Raw genomic sequence first — 19,466 nt, forward strand, 5'->3', positions numbered from 1 at the left:
TGGGTAAAATATCACCGGTGCAATACGCAAAGCTTCATTCTATTGGGGCTAGCCCCAATAGAATGAAAAACAATAATTTTAAACAAGTTTTGGAAAATTAAGCAGTTCTAATCTAGGGAAGCTTACACCTTCACCAAAGTGCTGTATGTAAAATCTGAACTTGGTGATGAAAGGACATCTTCTATCATAAATACCTGTATCGATTTACCCCATTCCGATTGAAACTTTTCGAGCTCTTCTAAAAATCTTGAAATACAGTAGGCTGAAAGATTCTGAGAAAGCAGAATCGTATCGGGGTATTCTCTATGAGTAAAACCCTGCTCTTTCAACAGGTACGCATAGCCTACCTCACACGAATCGAAATGTTTTACGATCAAACTTCCAAATTCGTTCTTGATTAAACGTTCAATCAGATCGCGGTTAACACGATCTTCATCAATTAAATACATCACCTTTGCTGACATAGAAAAACCTTAACTGAATTTGATAACTCGTTCAAAACAAGTTGCAAATAAACGTCTATAAAATATTTATTAAGTTTTTTTTAACTAAAAAACCGACGTAAAACGCCGGTTTCGATACAATATACAAGTATAACTAAATCGATTAATGTTTAAACAATGGTCGGTGACCCATCATCGCATTTACCTGACCTGCAATCTCTTCCAGTTTATCATCATCCTGATAGTTCACCAGGGCCGCATCAATAAGCTCAACCACCTGCTTCATATCTTCTTCCACCAATCCACGGGTAGTTACCGCAGCAACCCCAATACGCATACCTGAAGTCACAAAAGGCGAACGGGTATCAAAAGGCACCATATTCTTATTCACCGTGATATCTGCCTTGCCTAATGCTTCTTCGGCATCTTTACCGGAAATGTCCTTATTTCTAAGATCGATAAGCATCATATGATTATCTGTTCCTCCTGAAATAATATCATAACCTTTGGCTACGAAAGCAGCAGCCATCACCGAAGCGTTTTTCTTAACCTGAACCATATAGTGCAAAAAGTCGTCGGTAAGGGCTTCGCCGAAAGCAATCGCCTTAGCGGCAATGATATGCTCTAAAGGACCACCCTGATTTCCCGGAAAAATCCCGCTGTCTAACAATGAAGACATCATACGCAGGCTTCCGTTTTTAAGCTTGATGCCAAATGGATTCTCAAAATCTTTACCCATAAGAATCATACCTCCACGAGGTCCGCGAAGGGTTTTGTGGGTTGTGGTAGTACAAATATGACAATGAGGTACCGGATCACCAATGATTCCTTTAGCGATAAGACCGGCAGGATGTGCCATATCACAAAGCAGGATAGCTCCTACTTTATCTGCGATTTCGCGAAAACGCTTATAGTCAATCTCGCGACTGTAGGCCGAAGCTCCCGCAATAATCATTTTCGGCTTTTCTTTAACCGCAAGTTCTTCGATCTTATCATAATCCAAAAGACCGGTTTCCTGATCTACTCCGTAAAATACAGGATTGTATAAACGTCCCGAAAAGTTTACGGGTGACCCGTGCGTTAAGTGCCCGCCGTGAGCCAGGTCAAATCCTAAGAAAGTCTCTCCCGGTTTCATCACTGCATGAAAAACAGCGGTATTGGCCTGTGAACCTGAGTGAGGCTGTACGTTTACATATTCAGCACCAAAAAGTTCTTTAGCGCGCTCTATGGCGATATTCTCAACCTCATCTACGACCTCGCATCCGCCGTAGTAACGCTTACCGGGATACCCCTCGGCATATTTATTAGTAAGTACAGAACCGGCAGCTTCCATGACCTGCTCGCTTACAAAGTTTTCTGAAGCAATTAACTCTAAACCATTGAGTTGGCGTTGCTTTTCTTCCTGAATAAGATCAAAAATTTCGGTATCCCGTTGCATGCTTTATAAAGTTTGTTAAATTAGGTTCAAAAGTAGTGATTACAATTGGTTGGTACTATTTTAATTCTATATTTGAGCAGCCCTTTTACTAACACTTTATTAAAAATTTATGCCTACTAAAGCTAACGATCCCAAAAGAAAAACCTGGCTAGAGACTGCTGCAGACACAGACTTTCCTATTCAGAATATTCCCTTTGGCGTGTTCTTAACCCGAGATGACATCATCACCATAGGAACGCGAATCGGAGATTATGCCATCGACCTGGGAGCGCTGCATCAATTGGGATATTTTAGTGAAATCCCGCTTACTGATGATATCTTTTTGCAAGACAGCTTAAACGATTTCATTGCCGACGGGCGTAAAACCTGGAGGGCCGTACGCAATCGTATTTCAGAAATTTTTGAAGCAAACAATCCGGAGTTGCGCGATAACGCAGATCATCGCGATACGGTGATTTTTGCAATGGATGAGATCGAAATGCAACTGCCGGTACAAATAGGTGATTATACTGATTTTTACAGCAGTAAAGAGCACGCAACCAATGTGGGCTCTATGTTTCGTGATCCGGATAACGCGTTGCTGCCCAACTGGCTTCATTTACCTGTTGCCTACCATGGGCGCAGCAGTTCGATTATTCCTTCAGGAATATCGGTGCACCGCCCACAGGGACAAAAGCTGCCTAATGGTGCCGACAAACCCATTTTTGGTCCTTCAAGACAATTGGATTTTGAATTGGAAATGGCCTTTATTACCACAGCGGCAAATGAACTTGGCCAGCCCATTCCGGTAGATCAGGCAGAAGAATACATCTTTGGTCTTGTTTTATTTAACGACTGGACTGCCCGCGACATTCAGCGCTGGGAATATATGCCCTTAGGACCTTTTTTAGGTAAAAACTTCGCCTCTTCGGTCTCCTGCTGGATTGTAACTCTTGATGCATTAGAACCTTATAGAACCAACAGTCCCAAGCCCGATCAGGAAGTACTGCCCTATTTAAAATACAGTGGTAAGAAAACCTTCGACATCAATCTTGAAGTGAGCATTCAGCCTGAAGGAAAAGAAGAAACCGTGGTTTGTAAATCAAATTTCAAACATCTGTATTGGAATATGAGCCAGCAACTGGCGCATCACACCATTAATGGTTGCCCGGTAAACAGTGGTGATATGATGGGCAGCGGTACCATAAGTGGTCCTACGCCCGACTCTTACGGCTCTATGCTCGAACTCAGCTGGAAGGGTTCAAAACCCGTTAAACTTAACGACGGCAGCGATCGCAAGTTTATAGAAGACCACGACACCGTTATTATGCGCGGCCATTGTGAAAAAGCCGGTGCAGTACGTATTGGTTTTGGTGAAATATCTACCAAAATCAAACCCGTATTTAAACCCAAGAAAAAATAAGCTTTAAAAACCAATTCCATAAAACGCCTAAAATCTTCCCGATTTTAGGCGTTTTTAATTTGCAGACGGTTACCTTTGTCCTTCAATGGGGTGCTTGCCCGAAAAATGAAATCATTAAACTTTAATGCTTTCTTGCGGCAGGCTGAGATGATACCCGTGGGCACTTTGCCCAGTACCTGATCCGGATAATGCCGGCGTAGGGATCTTAAGCAAACAGGCAACACCTGTCTGCCGCCCCCTGGGCTCATCTCCTCATTGCATTTGGTAATCTAAAATCCGGTAATGGAGGACTTTTTAATGAATTTTGTGTGGCTGCAGTGGATAGGCACCGCCTTTGGGATCACACAGGTTTTACTCGCGCGTCAAAACAACGTCAACAACTACATTTTTGGCATCATTGGTATTCTTATCAGTATTTGGGTACTCTACCATTCAAAGCTGTATGCCGATATTATACTACATCTGTATTATTTTGTGATGAGCGTTTACGGCTGGCTGTACTGGAAATTTGGTAAAAAACAAGAGGAAGCGCCCATCTCCTATTCAAGCCAAAAGGAGCATTTACAGGCTCTGGGGATTGTGGCTGGTTGTTTTGTGATCATGGTGTTTTGGCTCACCCGCTACACCAATTCAGACGTGCCCTATTGGGATTCGGTCGTGAGTGCATTTGCCTGGGCGGGTATGTGGCTGATGGCCCGTCGCAAAATCGAAAACTGGATTTACCTCAACATCAGCAACATCGTAGCCATACCCCTGCTCATTTACAAAGAATTATACATCTACGCCGGCCTTACCGGTTTTCTGTTTTGCGTGGCTATTTCCGGTTATATAAAGTGGCGAAAACTCATCCAAAAAGAACAACATGAACAACTTGTGCATACCTGATTTTGTAAAAGGTACCGAACGATTTTCTGCGGAAACCCTAAACTGGATTACAAGTCAGAATCTTTGGAATATTTGGGTGCCGAAACTATACGGTGGCCGCGAATGCTCGTTTACTGAAGGTTTACAACTCCTGCAGCAACTCGCCAGACACGACGGAAGCCTGGGCTGGACGGTCACGCTGTGCAGCGGCGCTAATTATTTTGTGGGGAATTTACAACCGGAAACAGCTCAGCGTATTTTTACAGAAGGTGCACACAAACCCATTTTTGGCGGTAGTGGCGGTTTATTTGGCTACGCCGAAAAAACAGGCGATAGCTACAGACTTTCTGGAACGTGGAAGTACGCTACCGGTGGACCGTACCTTACCCACGTGACCCTAAACGCCAAAATCACTCAGGGCGGAAAAGAACTGCTTCAGGAGGACGGAAGCCCGGTTTTTAAATCCTTTGTCATCCCAAAAGATGCGGTTAACCTCATCGACGATTGGAACACCATGGGAATGCAGGCTACCCGTACCTGTTCGTTTAATATTGACCAGTACATCGCACAGGAAAGCCAAAGCTTTCAATACGATCATTTTTACCTGCCGCAAGCGATTTATAAAATCAATTTCCGGGTATTTGCCGACCTCACTTTATGGATTAATTATATTGGGATAGCGCAACATTTTGAAGAAGAATTAAACAGTTTAAAAGCTGAACTTGATTTCAAGGCATTAAGCGCTCAAGTTGCCAAAGCTGAAAAAGACTGCTTTGCTTTTGCCTTTCAAGTCGAAGAGCGCATCGCTAACGAACAACCACTCGACCCGGAATTTATCGCAGAAATTCACCAAACCGCTGCAGCTCCGGTGAGGGCATTGTCAAAATCACTAATTGCGGTATATCCACATCTGGGCATCAACGCCGCACGCGAAAACAATACCCTCAACCACATTTTTCGGGATTACTTTACTGCCACCCAGCATCGCAATTTCACCCGCTAAAGCCAGATCTAAAAACAAAAAACGGAGCAACTGAGTTGCTCCGTTTTTTTTGATTTATCTAATACCCCTTTGGGGGCAAGGGGGCTCTACCACTTAATTATCGCACTCGCCCAGGTAAATCCGCTACCAAAGGCTGCCAGTACCACCGTGTCGCCTTCCTTAATTTTGCCTTCCTCCCAGGCTTCAGTAAGGGCGATGGGTATAGAGGCTGCTGTGGTGTTTCCGTATTTCTGGATGTTGTTATACACCTGATCATCATTCAGCCGGAATTGCTTCTGCACAAATTGGGAGATGCGCAAATTGGCCTGATGCGGGATCAGCATATTAATATCTTTTGCGGTAAGTCCGTTTTGCTCCAAACCCTCGTTGATCACTTCCGCAAAGCGCACCACCGCATTTTTAAATACAAACTGTCCGTTCATATAGGGGTAGTAAGGAGGGTCTTCCTGCGGATTTTTCTCAATCAGCTCGGGCACCCATTCCATCGTACTGGGACCTTTGAGCGATAGTTCAAGCGCGTGCTTCCCTTCGCTGTGCAAATGGGTTGACAAAATCCCTTTAGCATTATCTTCTTCCCGGGTTAATACCGCGGCTCCTGCCCCGTCCCCAAAAATCACCGAAACGCTGCGTCCACGGGTGGTCATATCAAGACCGCCACTGTGATTTTCAGAACCAATCACCAACACGTTTTGGTACATACCGGTTTTGATAAACTGGTCTGCCACCGAGAGTGCATAGACAAAACCACTACACTGGTTGCGTACATCGAGTGCCGGTACGGTACGCATCTCGAGCATTTCCTGCACCTGCACCCCACAACCCGGGAAATAATAGTCCGGACTCAAGGTCGCAAAAACTATCATATCAATATCCTGAGCGCTCATTTTTGCGCGTTCTAAAGCAATTTTGGCTGCTTTAACTCCCATTACCGCTGTAGAATTACCGTCCCCATCTTTAATATGGCGGCGCTCTTTGATACCGGTACGCTCCTGAATCCAGGCGTCATTGGTATCCATGATTTTCGCCAAATCATCGTTGGTTACAATATTTTCGGGCACGTATGCGCCCATTCCGGCAATTCGAGAATTATACATAGTCTGTAAAAAATCTAGTTGAAATTACGAACCTGACATAGATCAGGTCTTAAATGTCCCGAAAGATACTGTTTCTTCAATTTTAAATGTTTTAAAGTATTCCTCTTTAGCTATGCGTGCATAGTTTTTTAAAGTTAAGAGGTTGCAGTTTCAGCTTACAGTCGCAGTTGACAGTTGCAGGTTAAAAACGATTCCACAGTTCAACGATTCAAATTTTTCAACTAAACAGAAAACGGCAAACGCTAAACTTTACAAACATTTTTGATTAAATTACAGGTCATAAGACAAATCGTTTTCCCGATTATCGATTAAATCCAAAAAAAGCACATTAGTACTATGAAAAAACTCCATCTCCTCGGCGCATTCTTTCTGCTTACCGCCACTCTGGCAGCACAGGTAAATCTCGATTATCAAAAACCACCTGAAGAAATTCTTGAGCTGGTAGATGTACCCCGGGCACCGTCTGTGGTGATGAATACCGAAGGCGATACCATGCTCCTCCTCTACCGGGACAGTTATAAAACCATCGCCGAACTTTCTGAAGAAGAACTACGCCTGGGCGGACTGCGTATTAACCCTAAAACAAACATCGGCAGCCGTACCACCTATTACAATGATGTAAAAATCAAAGGCGTTGACGAGATGGATGCGCGCAACATCAGCGGACTACCTGAAAATCCAAAGCTGAGTAACTTCAGCTGGTCGCCTGACGAAAGCAAAATGGCTCTGACCAACACCACCGATACCGGGGTTGAAGTCTGGATTCTGGATCTGGAGAAGGCCTCTGTAAGCAAACTCACCGAGCCAACCTTAAATGCCAATATGGGAAATCCCATCAGCTGGTTTAAAGACGGAAAAAGTCTGCTGTTGAATATGCTTCCGGCTACCCGAAAAGAATTGATCAATACCGCCGAAGCTGTACCTACCGGTCCTACCATTTCCACAAGCGATGGTTCTAAAGCGCAAAACCGCACCTATCAGGATTTGCTTCAGAATCCTAATGATGTGGCTAATTTTGAGCAACTGGCTACTTCGGTTTTGGTAAAAAAAGATCTTGACGGTACCTCGACCATCTGGCATACCGCAGATATGTTTACAAACGTATCTTTTTCGCCCGATGGCGAATATGTAATGGTTACCAGCATTCACAAACCCTTTTCGTATTTCGTGCCGTATTATCGTTTTCCGGAAACCGTAACGGTTTACAAAAAGGATGGTACCGAAGTAAAAGTGGTTAACGAAGTACCGCTTATTGAAGAACTACCACAAGGTTTTATGGCGACTCAAACCGGCAAGCGCAGCCTCAACTGGCGCGCTGATGCTCCCGCAACTTTGATATGGGTAGAAGCTTTAGACAACGGAGATCCTGAGGTTGATGTTCCGTATCGCGATCAGGTGTTTATGCAGGAGGCACCTTTTACGGGTCCTGTAAAACCGGTGCTTAAAACTATAAATCGTTTCAGCGGTATCACCTGGGGAAATGACTCAACAGCGGTCGCGTACGATTACTGGTGGAATACCCGAAATACCAAAACCTACACCTTCAATCCTGCTGATGCTTCGGCAGAACCGGTGCTGATTTCAGATCGAAACTACCAGGACACCTACAGTGATCCGGGTAATTTTGTAACGCACGAAAACGAGTATGGGCGGAATGTTCTAACGCTTATTGATGGAAATGCTTACCTTATGGGAGCTGGTTTCAGCGAACGCGGACAGTTTCCATTCATAGATAAAGTGAATCTGGCAACTCAGGAAAAAGAGCGTATTTACGAATCGGCTTACACCGATAAGCTTGAAAATCTACAGGAAGCTCTGGATATGGAAGCCGGTAAAATCCTGGTGCGTATCGAAGCACCAACTGAATATCCCAATTATTACATCCGCGATTTAAACGACAACAGCCTGAAGCAGATTACGCGATTTGAAAATCCATTTACCAGTCTGCAGGATGTGCATAAAGAAGTGATCAAATACAAGCGTGATGATGGCCTCGAACTTTCCGGAACCTTGTATCTGCCCGTGGGTTATGATATGGAAAAGAAAGAGAAAAAACCGATGCTGCTGTGGGCCTATCCTACCGAATATAAAGACAAAAACAGCGCCGGGCAGACCACTTCAAACCCTAATGAGTTTACCTATCCGTATTACGGGTCTATGGTGTACTGGGTGACGCGGGGCTATGTGGTGCTTGACGATGCCTCGTTCCCCATTGTAGGTGAGGGTGATACCGAACCTAATGATTCGTTTATCAAGCAACTGGTTGCTAACGGAAAAGCTGCTATTGACGCAGTTGATGAACTGGGCTATATAGACCGAAATAAAGTCGCCGTTGGCGGTCACTCCTACGGAGCTTTTATGACGGCAAACCTGTTATCGCATTCCGATCTGTTTGCTGCCGGTATCGCCCGAAGCGGCGCGTATAACCGTACGCTGACGCCTTTTGGTTTTCAGTCTGAAGAGCGCAATTACTGGGAAGCACCCGAGATTTATTATGAGATGAGTCCGTTTATGCACGCCGATACGATGAAGACACCTTTACTTTTGATTCATGGTGTGGCCGATAACAACAGCGGAACCTATCCGTTGCAAAGTGAACGCTATTTCAATGCTTTGAAAGGTCTGGGAGCTACCGCGCGTCTGGTGATGCTTCCTAAAGAAAGTCATGGCTATGCCGCTAAAGAATCTATTTTACATATGCTTTGGGAACAGGACCAGTGGCTGGAGCAGTACGTAAAGAACCGCGAGGTAAATGAGATTAAACAAACAGAGGAAATTAAGAAGTAAGCAGTTGCAGTCTCAGTTGGCAGTCTCAGTTGGCAGTCTCAGTTGGCAGTTGCAGGTTGCAGGTTGCAGGTTGCAGGTTAAAAGTAAAAAACGATTGAACGATTGAACGATTGAACTTTTCCTCAAAAAACAGAAAAACGGAAAACCATAAACAGTAAACTCAAAAAATGCACTTCAAACTCCACATACCCGAACCCTGCCACGAAGACTGGTCGCAAATGAGTGAGCGCGAGCAGGGTAGATTTTGTGCAAGTTGCGCCAAAGAGGTGATTGACTTCACGGCGCTTTCGCGAAAGCAAATCACGGAAAAGGTACAATCCGGAAAATCCATTTGCGGGCGGTATCGCAAAGACCAACTGGAAACCACCTATTTTATTCCGGAAAAGAAAGCTTTTAAAAATCTGGGGATTGCTGCTGCGTTTACATCGCTGTTGGCTTTATGCGAACCGGCAATGGGGCAGGAAACCGAGGTTAAAACTGAGCAAACTCGAAATAGCCAAGAAAATAAAACAGAAGCCATAAAATTGACTCCTAAAAAAGATCTAATTATTGAAGGTACAGTTTTGGACCAAAATGATTATCCATTACCAGGTGCTAATATTATGGTCTCCGGAAGTGACCGTGGAACAGTAACAGATTTTGATGGGAATTTTAAAATTGAAATCCCTTTAAACGAGACAGAAACCCAACATAAGCTTGTTTGTTCATTCATTGGTTTCAAAACTCAGGAAGTTGATCTAAAACGCACTCAGAATACATACAATTTTATATTGGCCGAAGATCCTGAATTGATGAGCTTAGGTATGGTTGTGGTAGGAGGAATTCAGGTTCAAAAGCAACGTACCAATAAGCCACGCTCCCGTTGGTCGCGCTTTCATTAAAAATTTATTTTTTCTGGCTTTTAGTTATCAATCACTACAGTCATTACAGACTCCGCAGGTACTGCGATTTGCTGTGACTCAACTGCTTTAAATTGTAAATCTTCAGTTGCTGAAGTGGTATAACTTTTAGAGCTCTGCTTCTCAAAATTTTCAGGAAGTGAAAGCGAAAGGGATTTTTCTTTAGCCGAATCATTTATCAAAACAAGCACGAGTTGGGATTGGTCGGGATTGATATAAGCCGAATACTTTAGTTCTTCCGCCTTGTTGCCCCCTCGCTGTGCAATTGCTACCCGTTTAAAACCGGGACGTATAAACCGACTATAATTTCCTAGTACCCAAAGCATTTTGCTTTCGTAGAAATTACCGTCCTGCTCGTTTTTGTCGATGTAGATCAGTCCGTCTTTGTAATCGTAGGCCGAAATAGCGGTCCACCAATGCCAGGCACTGGCCTGCGCATCTACCAGATCGCTGTGAATCACTTCCGCAAGATATAAAGCCGAAGTCATCCCCAGGTCGCGTTTATCACCTTCAATTTCGCCGGCGTTAGCTCCCAAAATGCAGTATTCAGACATCCAATAATCAAGATCGGGCACTTCATTGAGCTTGTTTCGCAGTTGTTCGCGCTTATTCACCCGTACCGAAGCCGGTGAAGTTGTAAAATAACTATGTCCCGAAATAGCGTGCCCCATACTTTTCAGGTTTCCGAGATAGTAAGGAGATTCCTTGCTGAAAAAAGCTTCAATCTGATCGCCTCTGCCCGGCTTCTTTCCGGTTTTGAAGAGGTAGTCTATTTGCGCAGCTTCGGCGATATCAATTGTGGTCGCGATCTTTCGGTCCTGAAAAACTGAATCAATAGCTTTTGAAATCTCAAAAATATCCTTGTTCCAATACGGATTTCCTTCCTGCCCGCCATCGGCCCAGTCCCACTGGGGTTCGTTAAACGGACTCACATAATCTACCTCTACATTTTTCGCCCGCATTCCCTCTATAACATCTGCGAGATAGGTTGCAAAAGCCGGATAGTTTTCAGGCGCAATATTGCTTTCTGTTTTATCTGAAGTATAGGCCTTCCCATTACGGGTAAGATGCACGGGCGGACTGTTTAAAAACATCAATAACTGATCTGCACCCCGCTTTTGAGCGGCCTGAGCAATCCAGACCTGACTATCCAGTTTATCCCAGTCATAACCGGAACCATCCCAAAAATTAGGAGCCCGTCGCCAGGGATCGCGAATACCGCTTTTTCTCCCCTGCTCTGTGCTCCCTGTGCCCAAATTAAAGCGCCAGAGGGACAACCCAATTCCTTTTGGATTTCCTGCTTTATCCAGTACCTGACTAAAAAGCAAATCGGCCATCGCATTGCGTTTTGCATCGGGCCATAAACCCACAAACTGGCCGGACCAGGCATCAGAAGCGCCAAAATTAGCAATGCTTTGAAAAACCTGATCTGCGTCTATATGCAGTATCACAGGCTGCTGCGCTGTAGCAGCATGCTGCTGAGATTGACAGGATAAACTTAGGAGAAGAAAAGCAAAACAGGATATTTTAAAAAAAGATGGCATCATAACTGCGGTATCAAATACGAGTAGGGCAAGTTACTTAATCAATATTAAATGTAATCTGTACAAGTAAAAAAATAATCGGTTGTAATCTGTACGTTTTACGATACTTCCTGCTCGGTAAAAAGAGATAAAGCCCTTTTTACCGCATTTTGTAAACCACCTTGCAAACAACTTACTATGCGTGCACAGTAAGTCTTTTTAGGAACTCCTGTTTCTATGGCGTAAACACGTATTTTTACAACCCCTAATACACAAAAAAGCTATGCAATTATCAAACATACGCCTTGAGGTTATGCAGACTGTGGGTCAGTCTATGGATGAACTTATAAAAACCTATCTCAAGTCGGTTGAAGAAAACTGGCAGCCTACCGATATGCTGCCTGATGCTACCAATCCCGAATTTATAGATGAAGTCAAAGAAATTCAGGAGCTCTGTCGCGAGATGGATTATGATCTTTTTACCGTTTTGGTAGGCGATACCATTACCGAAGAAGCTTTACCTACCTACGAATCATGGTTAATGAGTGTGCAGGGGGTAGATCAGGTAAACGGAAACGGCTGGTCAAAATGGGTACGCGCCTGGACGGCTGAAGAAAACCGCCACGGCGATTTGCTTAATAAATACCTCTACCTCTCAGGTCGTGTAAATATGCGCGAGATGGAAGTGAGTACCCAATACCTCATCAGCGATGGTTTTGATATTGGTACCGGAATGGACCCTTATAAAAACTTTGTGTACACCAGCTTTCAGGAATTGGCGACCAATGTTTCGCACAGACGTGTAGCATCCTTTTCCAGAAAACAGGGCAATAAACAATTGGCTAAAATCTGTAATACGATTGCCAAAGACGAGGCGCGTCATGCTTCGGCTTATATGGAATTTGTACGCAGAATATTTGATCTGGATCCCAGCGAAATGATGCTGGCTTTTGAAGCGATGATGCGTAACAAGATTGTAATGCCGGCTATGTTTTTAAGAGAGTCTGGTCAGCAAATAGGTGAATTGTGGGAACACTTTTCTGATGCAGCACAACGTTCTATGGTATATACCACCCAGGATTACATCACCATTTTAAAATCATTGATTGCCGACTGGAAGATTGAAAACATCAAAGGGCTTAACGACAAAGGTGAACGCGCACGCGATTACGTGCTTAATCTGCCCGATCGTCTGGAACGCATCTCGCAACGTATTGTGGTTCCAAAACTGGATCATAAGTTTAAGTGGATTGCGACATAGAAAGCGATTACCTAAAATTAAAGAAACCCTCCCAATTCAGCTGTATTGGGAGGGTTTCTTTATTTTATAAATAACTACTAAAAAACTCTTTACCAATATTAAAATACTGATTAATTCATCAATTAGAATAAATCAGTACATTTCGAAAGGATTTAAAAAATAAAAATGAAAAAGATCGTATCTCTCCTATTACTGGTATTTATGGGTATATCCTGTTCTCCAAAAATTAAAAGCGCTCTCAGTGACACAAGCTATGCACCGCTCGATTTAAATGAACCTATATATATTATAGAGGTCGGTGCGGACTTACCCAAAAATTCTGCTTATGTAGGTGATTTAAAAATTGGTGATTCCGGGTTTACAACCGATTGTGGCTATGAGGTCGTGATCAACAACGCAAAATCAACAGCACAAAAGGCTGGTGCTAATTTTGTACAATTATTGGAAGTAAAAAACCAAATCTAGGTAGCACTTGTTATCGTATAAAAGCAAAGCTTTACCGTAATAGGGATGCTCAGGCAATTGCTGACTATGATACTAAGGAAAAAGCTAAAAACAAATCCCGCCTACCCGCTAATGCCGATTATGCTTTAATTCATTTTTATCGCCCTAAACAACTTGCCGGAGCGATGATTGGCTATAAGATTCGAATGGATAATGACAGTATCATAGGTCGCGTACGTAACGGAGAAAAGTTTGCTTTCAAAACTTCAAATTTTGGGAATCATACTTTTTGGGGAATTACTGAAGCCCGTGATTCCGTAGAAATTAATGTGCAAAAAGGTGAGGAATATTTTGTACGCTGTGCTATTACCATTGGAATTGCAGTGGGAAGACCTGAGCTAAATCTTACTCCAAATCACATAGGCGCTGAAGAGTTTGAAGCTATGAAATAATAAACTCAAAGAATGAATTAGCCGACGGAACCCCTCAAACGGAACATTTTACCTTGAAAAGGTATCAGGTTTCAATATCATCTCAATTCTTTACCACACTGTTGAATTACTAAATAAACCCGCTGATTACTATTCAATCAACCTTTACAACTTATACGTCACTTTAAACAAAAGGGTTCTGGGCTGAATAAAGGTGCGCTGGTCTGTAATTAGAAACTGACTGAATGAATTGCTGGCTTTAAACTGAATGTCAAAAATGTTTTGAGCCTCGAGTTCAAAACCCCAGGCACTTCCTTCCTTTTGGTAAAACAAACTGGCACCGGACTCCTGAAAGCGATTGATTTGATTTTGATTGGTATTCTCGTAATAGGTAAACTCGTACTTCGCTTTAAGAATAAAGTCGGTTAAAAAGTCATAATCCAGATAAGCAAAAGGCGTGATGCGCTGAAAATTACTTTCAAAAGCAGACGAACTGAAATCGCTGAAGCTGTGACGCAAACCCGTCTCCAGATTGGGCCAGTTGTCAAAAGAAGTTTCAGTCTTAAAATTATAACCGTAGTTGAGCGAGTTATAGTCTAGAAGTTCAGAATTTATGATGCGCGAATAGTCTGAAAGATTCAGGTTTCCGCCCAGGGTAAAACGGTAATCTCCCAGCTTCTTGGTAAATGAAGCATTTGCACCGTATGAATTCTCAGGCAAATCGGTATAAATTAAGGTATTGACCTGATCGATTCCTTCGAGCGTCGTTGTACTGCGAATAGACTGCTCTCTGTGCACATAACTCAAGCCGGCGTGCATCACAATACCGCGGTAGAGACTGAATTTGGAATAGAAAAGCGAAGCACTGTGCGACAGCTGATTTTCTAGATTTTGATTACCGGCAAACAAGCTGTTAAAGCTGCTTAATCGGAAACGGTTTGCCAACTGCGAGGCATTGCCAAACTGAGACCTGCGGCTGTAGTTGAGTTTCAGTTTTTCGCCACTGTTTATTTCCCATTCTACCAGCAGTTCCGGCAACAAAACCGGCCTGGTTGCGCCTACCTGCCGCTCGTCAAGCTGATCAACCGTCCAGTAATAATAATGGTAGAACAATCCCGGTTTAAAGATAAAATCATCGGCTTTTGCTTTATACTGAAATCCGAAGTAACTATCGCTCAGTTTAAAAAGCACCTCATTATTAAAGCCGGCTGCAGTGAAGTCAGCCTCGCTTTGATCATTGAGCACCTGAGCATCGTTTGAAAAATAGCTTTGATGACTTACCTCAACCCCGGCCTCGGGATAGATATGATGAAAACGGTGTAAGACCCAGTAATGCTTGGCATTGATATTAAAATCATACTGAGCAGCCCGGGTGTTTTGCAGCAAATTATAGGTATCATCTTCCCTGTTAAACGGAATAATACCGGAAAATACCGGGCGGTTAAACAACCAGTCGCGGTCGTTTTCGTTTATACTGTATTGAAAAGCCGCTTCAACCGTACTGGTATGCTTGTAAGAGAACTGGCGGTTATAGCTCACGTCAGTCTTAAAGTCGAGGGATTGAGGTTGCGTACGGGTATCGGCAAAGGTGTTTTGACCCGGCGTTTGCGAAACTAAACGATTCATCCCATCTCCCTTGCTGGTTTTAAGATAGGTCGCCGCATACAGATCCACATCACTATCAGGTATGTACCGTAGGCGTATTTTATTCAGCGTAAATAACAGGTTGCTATTTGTGGTTACCGTTCGGTTTTCCTGGCGTTCATCGTCAGTAAGATAGATAAAATCGCTTTCGTTACGCGTTTCCAGCTTTCCGTTAGAAACAATGGAATAGGCGTCTAAATTAGTAGATTTATTTAACTCCTGTGAAACGCTAAAGGCGCCAAACTCATTTTTATTGTAAACGAAATCCTCATTGTTTAAAAACTGCACAAAATCATCGTTGCGCAGATTAAAATACGCCGAAGGATCTTTGCTCAATAAACTAAAGCCCCCTTCAAAATTGATGTAATCACTTAACGAAAAAGACTTTTCGCCTATATTATTAAAGTCCCCAATCAGGTTTACAGCGGTTTTAGAGCTGTAGTAAAACAAATTGGGATGAATCAAATACCGGTCTTCCACTCCGCCTCCTACTTCAACATCTCCAAAAGCAAATTTTTTTTTGCCTTCTTTGAGTTTAATGTTCAGCACCATCTTATCGCTGTCGCTCAGGCCTTTCAAAAAAGCAACCTCGTTGTAATTATCAATTGCTTCAACCTCATCAACCGCATCAGCCGGAATATTGTTAACGCCCAGTTTCTCATCGCCGGTAAAGAAATCTTTGCCTTCCACCATAAGTTTGGTCACTTCTTTCCCGTTTACCGTGGCATTCCCATCGCGGTCTATCTCAACCCCGGGCAGTTTTTTAAGAATATCGCGTAGTTTGCGCTCTTCGCCGGTCACAAAATTATCGGTGCGATAGGTTATGGTATCTTCACGCACCTTAACCGCCAGGCGTTGTTTGATGACGATTTCGCCCAACTGATCGCTAAGGGGTTTCATGATAAAGTCGCGCTCCGTATCCTCAGTCAGACGAAGGGTATCTGTAATTTTAGTATACCCCATATAACTCACTTCTACCCGATACGCAATACCACTTTCCAGGCGCAGGCGGTATAGCCCCTCAGCACTTGAAATTGCAAATCGCGTTTGATAACCCGTTTCCTGTGGAAAGGCCAAAATATTGGCATTGGGTAACGGCCTAGCTACAGTATCTTTTACCGTGCCGGTTAGTTGGGTGTTTTGGGCGTGGCTAAAGAAAAATCCCGCTAAAAATAATAGTCGAAAAATTGTGAATTTGAGGTTCTTCAACCGGATAAAACTCAAAAAGTTAATATTAATTACGAATTAAGAATAAATTTTAAAAACAGAGATCATTTCAATTATCAGGAACCAATTTGTTTGCATAAGTATTTAATTCACTAAATTTAATCTTCTTACCTGTTGTTGGCTTTGAAATTGCCGTTAGTTCTACTGGACTGTATTTAATTTTAGTGGCGAAATAGTGTTCATTCCTCAATTTCAAATCTAAAATTAGACCCGGCAAATTACCATATCCCAATGGCCCAGAGCTTATCGGTATTTCTGGGGTAAACCAAGCCTCTACAAAAAAATCGTCAAAATCATCTTCTGCTAAATTTGATTGATTGGAATAGGCCCTATAACAAGTATAGCCCATGATTTCTTTCTGCTCATCAGTAATAGTCCACTCAATAGCACGTAACGCAATCAAAAACTCTTCATTAAAGGCAGTCATTTGCCATACTCCCTTTTTTTCTAAAAGCTCCATGTAATACTTACCGCTATATGGCCCTAAAGCGAGTTCCAGATAATTATCACCATCCTTTTTCATTAAATCTTCATTTAAAAACAAAGACTTTTCTTTACTAAATCTCAATGTATAACGAAGCTGTTCCATTGATAACTCCTTTTGTTTTTCAATCTTTTCAAATTTAGCATAAGCATCAGGATTTTTAGACTTAAGGCTCATACCCTTATTTGTCAAATAAAAAGGTGTATCAATTTCTTTCTGATAAGTTACCGATCCTGACTGAGCTAGTAATTTAGCAGTTAAGATAAATACTACTATTAAAACAATATTTTTCATTTATCATTGAATTATAAGATAAAGCCTAATGAGACATTATCATTAGGCTTAATTAAATTTTAAATTAATACAGACTTATTCGCAATTGTTTCTGTAATACCAGTCCATGTAATACCAACGGCCATAATCTGTTGTACCGTGAGTATTACCATACTCCCAAGCTTCATCAAAGCAACTTCCCTATTCTGCATCTACAAACTCTATTTCTTGTGCACTTGCATTAAAAACAAAAAACATTAGGAGGGCCAGTGTTGAAATAGTTTTCTTCATAATAAATAAAATTTTAAATAATTAAACAATAAATTTTGTTTCGAAACATGGTGAATTTAATTAAGTAAATATTATTAATAGAATTAAAGACCTTACAATAAGTAGGCGTTTTTCACTTTATTCCAAATTATCTGTCAAAGCTATTTCTTATGATATCATTATAAAATCATGCTCGCCATCCTTTTCAAACAAAGGGATCTGTATTTTTTTTGTAATTCATATAACCCACCTCAACCCGGTATGCGATACCGGTTTCTAGGCGCAGGCGGTAAAGACCCTCAGCACTGGAAATCGCAAAGCGCGTCTGGTGACCGGTTTTCTATGACGGAGCTAAATATTTGCATTTGGAGGTGGTTTAGCTAAATTGCCTCTTGCCGTGTCCGATAGATGAAGATTTTGGGAATAGGGAAAATATATCCCAACACTAAAAAAAAAAGGGAATTAAAATATATTCTTTAAGAAATTGATTCCTAACAAATTCACTTTTAGTTTTTGCGATTTTTATAAACCTCGGCAACAATCTCTTCATACTCATTTTCTGACATCTTTATTCCTTTTGATGGCTTGAGGATATTTATCTCTTTATTGTCTGAAAATATAATTCTTTTCAAGAAAGTAGTAATACCATTATTTTGCAATTGTAAAATTAGTCCAGGTAATCCGCCATAACCATCAGGCCCAAATGGAACAGGAATTTCTGGTGAATACCAAGCTATAACTTGTAACTTAAAAGTTCCTTCTGAATTTTTGATTATCCTATTAGAAACCGCTTTATAACAAACAAAATCATCAATTTTTTGCGATTCTTTAGTTAATACCCAATCAATATTATTTCTAGTTACCAAATAAGTATCTCCCGCAAATTCTTTTTGATGAATTATACTATTGGACAATCGATCATAATATACAATACCTGAGAAATTCGCTACCCCTTCTACAATTGCCTGCGTGACTGGATCTGTATCCTTGTTTAAGGATTTATTTTTAGTATATAAAGCTTTATTAGAATTAAACTTAAGCCTATACTCAAGCGAAGTAACATTATTTGAAATATTCTGATTGAAAGCATTATCCTCAATAGTAATATTTTCATTTGAGGCTGAAGGTAATTGCTTGCCATAGTACGCGTTACCTGCTTGAGCCAGAAAATCACAAGGAATAAAAAATACAACTAAGATTAAAACAATTTTTTTAATCATAAAATTTTGTTTAAATAAAAAGAGCCAAGGACAAAGTTTGGCTTTTGATAGTCATAATCAAAGTACAAATTAATTCTGTCCTGAAGCTTCCATGCAGGAATCATATGCGGCTGAAAACACTTGATAGCCTTGCTCATACGAAGGTATAATACGATGTTGAACCATATAGTCCATGAATGCATCTTCGGCTGCTTCACCTGCCTCCCAGCAATCTACTCGAACTAACATTTCAAGATTCTCTTTTGCTTCTAAGTTAAAGGAGCTAATCATAATGAAAGCTGTTGCTGTAAATGAAAATAATTTTTTTCTCATTACTAAAAATAATTTTGAATTAAACATATTGTAATATCACAAAGTCTTATTATACTTCCGAAGAAAAAGCCTTACAATAAATAAGCGTTTTAAAAATTCTAATTAGGTTATTTTTTTATATCTCATAGCACTTTCTCGTGATTACCTTTATAAAATCATGCTGGCCATCCTTTGTCAGACGAAGGGTATCTGTAATTTTAGTATACCCCATATAACTCACTTCTACCCGGTATGCGATACCACTTTCCAGGCGCAGGCGGTAAAGCCCCTCTGCACTGGAAATTGCAAATCTCGTTTGCTGACCCGTTTCTTGAGGAAAGGCCAAAATATTGGCATTGGGTAAAGGCCTCGCTACAGTATCTTTTACCGTGCCGGTTAGTTGAGTGTTTTGGGCGTGGCAAAGTAAAGAGCAAAAAAAAAAGTATGTTTAGTAGAAATAATTTCAAA

16 protein-coding genes and 1 pseudogene are annotated in these 19,466 nt (G+C 41.7%); 8 read left to right on the forward strand and 9 right to left on the reverse strand.

What is annotated here, in order from left to right:
• Positions 1–122: 122 nt before the first annotated feature.
• Entirely contained in the window at positions 123–464 is a 342-nt protein-coding gene (locus LLW17_RS15640; RefSeq protein ID WP_228231227.1) for a hypothetical protein, read from the reverse strand.
• Between the two features lie 142 nt (positions 465–606).
• Positions 607–1,881 (reverse strand): serine hydroxymethyltransferase, encoded by a 1,275-nt coding sequence (gene glyA / locus LLW17_RS15645; RefSeq protein WP_228231228.1) that lies wholly within the window; start codon positions 1,879–1,881, stop codon positions 607–609.
• Between the two features lie 109 nt (positions 1,882–1,990).
• Between glyA and fahA the strand changes: the two genes are divergently transcribed.
• The 3 genes from fahA (at position 1,991) to LLW17_RS15660 (ending at position 5,150) form a co-directional block, all read left to right on the forward strand.
• Positions 1,991–3,283 (forward strand): fumarylacetoacetase, encoded by a 1,293-nt coding sequence (gene fahA, locus LLW17_RS15650; protein WP_228231229.1) that lies wholly within the window; start codon positions 1,991–1,993, stop codon positions 3,281–3,283.
• A 282-nt stretch (positions 3,284–3,565) separates the two neighbouring features.
• Entirely contained in the window at positions 3,566–4,168 is a 603-nt protein-coding gene (gene pnuC / locus LLW17_RS15655; protein ID WP_228231230.1) for a nicotinamide riboside transporter PnuC, read from the forward strand.
• Positions 4,146–5,150, forward strand: a complete 1,005-nt coding sequence (locus tag LLW17_RS15660) for an acyl-CoA dehydrogenase family protein (RefSeq protein WP_228231231.1) — start codon at positions 4,146–4,148, stop codon at positions 5,148–5,150. The genes pnuC and LLW17_RS15660 overlap by 23 nt, the downstream gene beginning before the upstream one ends.
• An 86-nt stretch (positions 5,151–5,236) precedes the next feature.
• On the opposite strand, the gene LLW17_RS15665 is transcribed toward LLW17_RS15660, so the two are convergent.
• Positions 5,237–6,244, reverse strand: a complete 1,008-nt coding sequence (locus LLW17_RS15665) for a 3-oxoacyl-ACP synthase III family protein (protein ID WP_228231232.1) — start codon at positions 6,242–6,244, stop codon at positions 5,237–5,239.
• Between the two features lie 336 nt (positions 6,245–6,580).
• Between LLW17_RS15665 and LLW17_RS15670 the strand changes: the two genes are divergently transcribed.
• On the forward strand, positions 6,581–9,031 hold the full coding sequence (locus tag LLW17_RS15670) for a S9 family peptidase (RefSeq protein WP_228231233.1): 2,451 nt from the start codon (positions 6,581–6,583) through the stop codon (positions 9,029–9,031).
• Positions 9,032–9,198: 167 nt separating this feature from the next.
• Positions 9,199–9,912 (forward strand): carboxypeptidase-like regulatory domain-containing protein, encoded by a 714-nt coding sequence (locus LLW17_RS15675; RefSeq protein ID WP_228231234.1) that lies wholly within the window; start codon positions 9,199–9,201, stop codon positions 9,910–9,912.
• 20 nt (positions 9,913–9,932) lie between these two features.
• Here the strand turns inward: LLW17_RS15675 and LLW17_RS15680 are convergent, their stop codons facing one another.
• The gene (locus tag LLW17_RS15680; protein WP_228231235.1) at positions 9,933–11,381 is read right to left on the reverse strand and encodes a glycoside hydrolase family 30 protein; all 1,449 of its coding nucleotides are present in this window, start codon (positions 11,379–11,381) and stop codon (positions 9,933–9,935) included.
• A gap of 355 nt (positions 11,382–11,736) precedes the next feature.
• On the opposite strand from LLW17_RS15680, the gene LLW17_RS15685 reads away from it, so the two are divergent.
• From LLW17_RS15685 to LLW17_RS15695, 3 genes are all read left to right on the forward strand, one after another.
• Complete coding sequence (locus LLW17_RS15685) at positions 11,737–12,714, forward strand: acyl-ACP desaturase (RefSeq protein ID WP_228231236.1); 978 nt, start codon at positions 11,737–11,739, stop codon at positions 12,712–12,714.
• Positions 12,715–12,879: 165 nt separating this feature from the next.
• Complete coding sequence (locus LLW17_RS15690; protein WP_228231237.1) at positions 12,880–13,179, forward strand: hypothetical protein; 300 nt, start codon at positions 12,880–12,882, stop codon at positions 13,177–13,179.
• 164 nt (positions 13,180–13,343) lie between these two features.
• Entirely contained in the window at positions 13,344–13,610 is a 267-nt protein-coding gene (locus LLW17_RS15695; RefSeq protein WP_228231238.1) for a hypothetical protein, read from the forward strand.
• 144 nt (positions 13,611–13,754) lie between these two features.
• Here the strand turns inward: LLW17_RS15695 and LLW17_RS15700 are convergent, their stop codons facing one another.
• The 5 genes and pseudogenes from LLW17_RS15700 to LLW17_RS15720 all read right to left on the reverse strand — a co-directional run.
• Positions 13,755–16,457, reverse strand: coding sequence for a TonB-dependent receptor (locus LLW17_RS15700; RefSeq protein ID WP_228231239.1), 2,703 nt, complete (start codon positions 16,455–16,457; stop codon positions 13,755–13,757).
• Between the two features lie 52 nt (positions 16,458–16,509).
• Positions 16,510–17,238 carry a GLPGLI family protein gene (locus tag LLW17_RS15705; RefSeq protein WP_228231240.1) on the reverse strand — a complete coding sequence of 243 codons (729 nt, stop codon included), beginning with the start codon at positions 17,236–17,238 and terminating at the stop codon, positions 16,510–16,512.
• A 755-nt stretch (positions 17,239–17,993) separates the two neighbouring features.
• Positions 17,994–18,707: a GLPGLI family protein gene (locus LLW17_RS15710; RefSeq protein ID WP_228231241.1), complete on the reverse strand. Its 714-nt coding sequence runs from the start codon at positions 18,705–18,707 to the stop codon at positions 17,994–17,996.
• A 69-nt stretch (positions 18,708–18,776) separates the two neighbouring features.
• Positions 18,777–19,019 (reverse strand): hypothetical protein, encoded by a 243-nt coding sequence (locus LLW17_RS15715; protein WP_228231242.1) that lies wholly within the window; start codon positions 19,017–19,019, stop codon positions 18,777–18,779.
• A gap of 115 nt (positions 19,020–19,134) precedes the next feature.
• A pseudogene (locus LLW17_RS15720) lies at positions 19,135–19,389 on the reverse strand (carboxypeptidase-like regulatory domain-containing protein); the annotation flags it as partial.
• Between the last annotated feature and the right edge of the window lie 77 nt (positions 19,390–19,466).

This window comes from Leeuwenhoekiella parthenopeia, from assembly GCF_020782115.1.
GTDB lineage: Bacteria > Bacteroidota > Bacteroidia > Flavobacteriales > Flavobacteriaceae > Leeuwenhoekiella > Leeuwenhoekiella parthenopeia.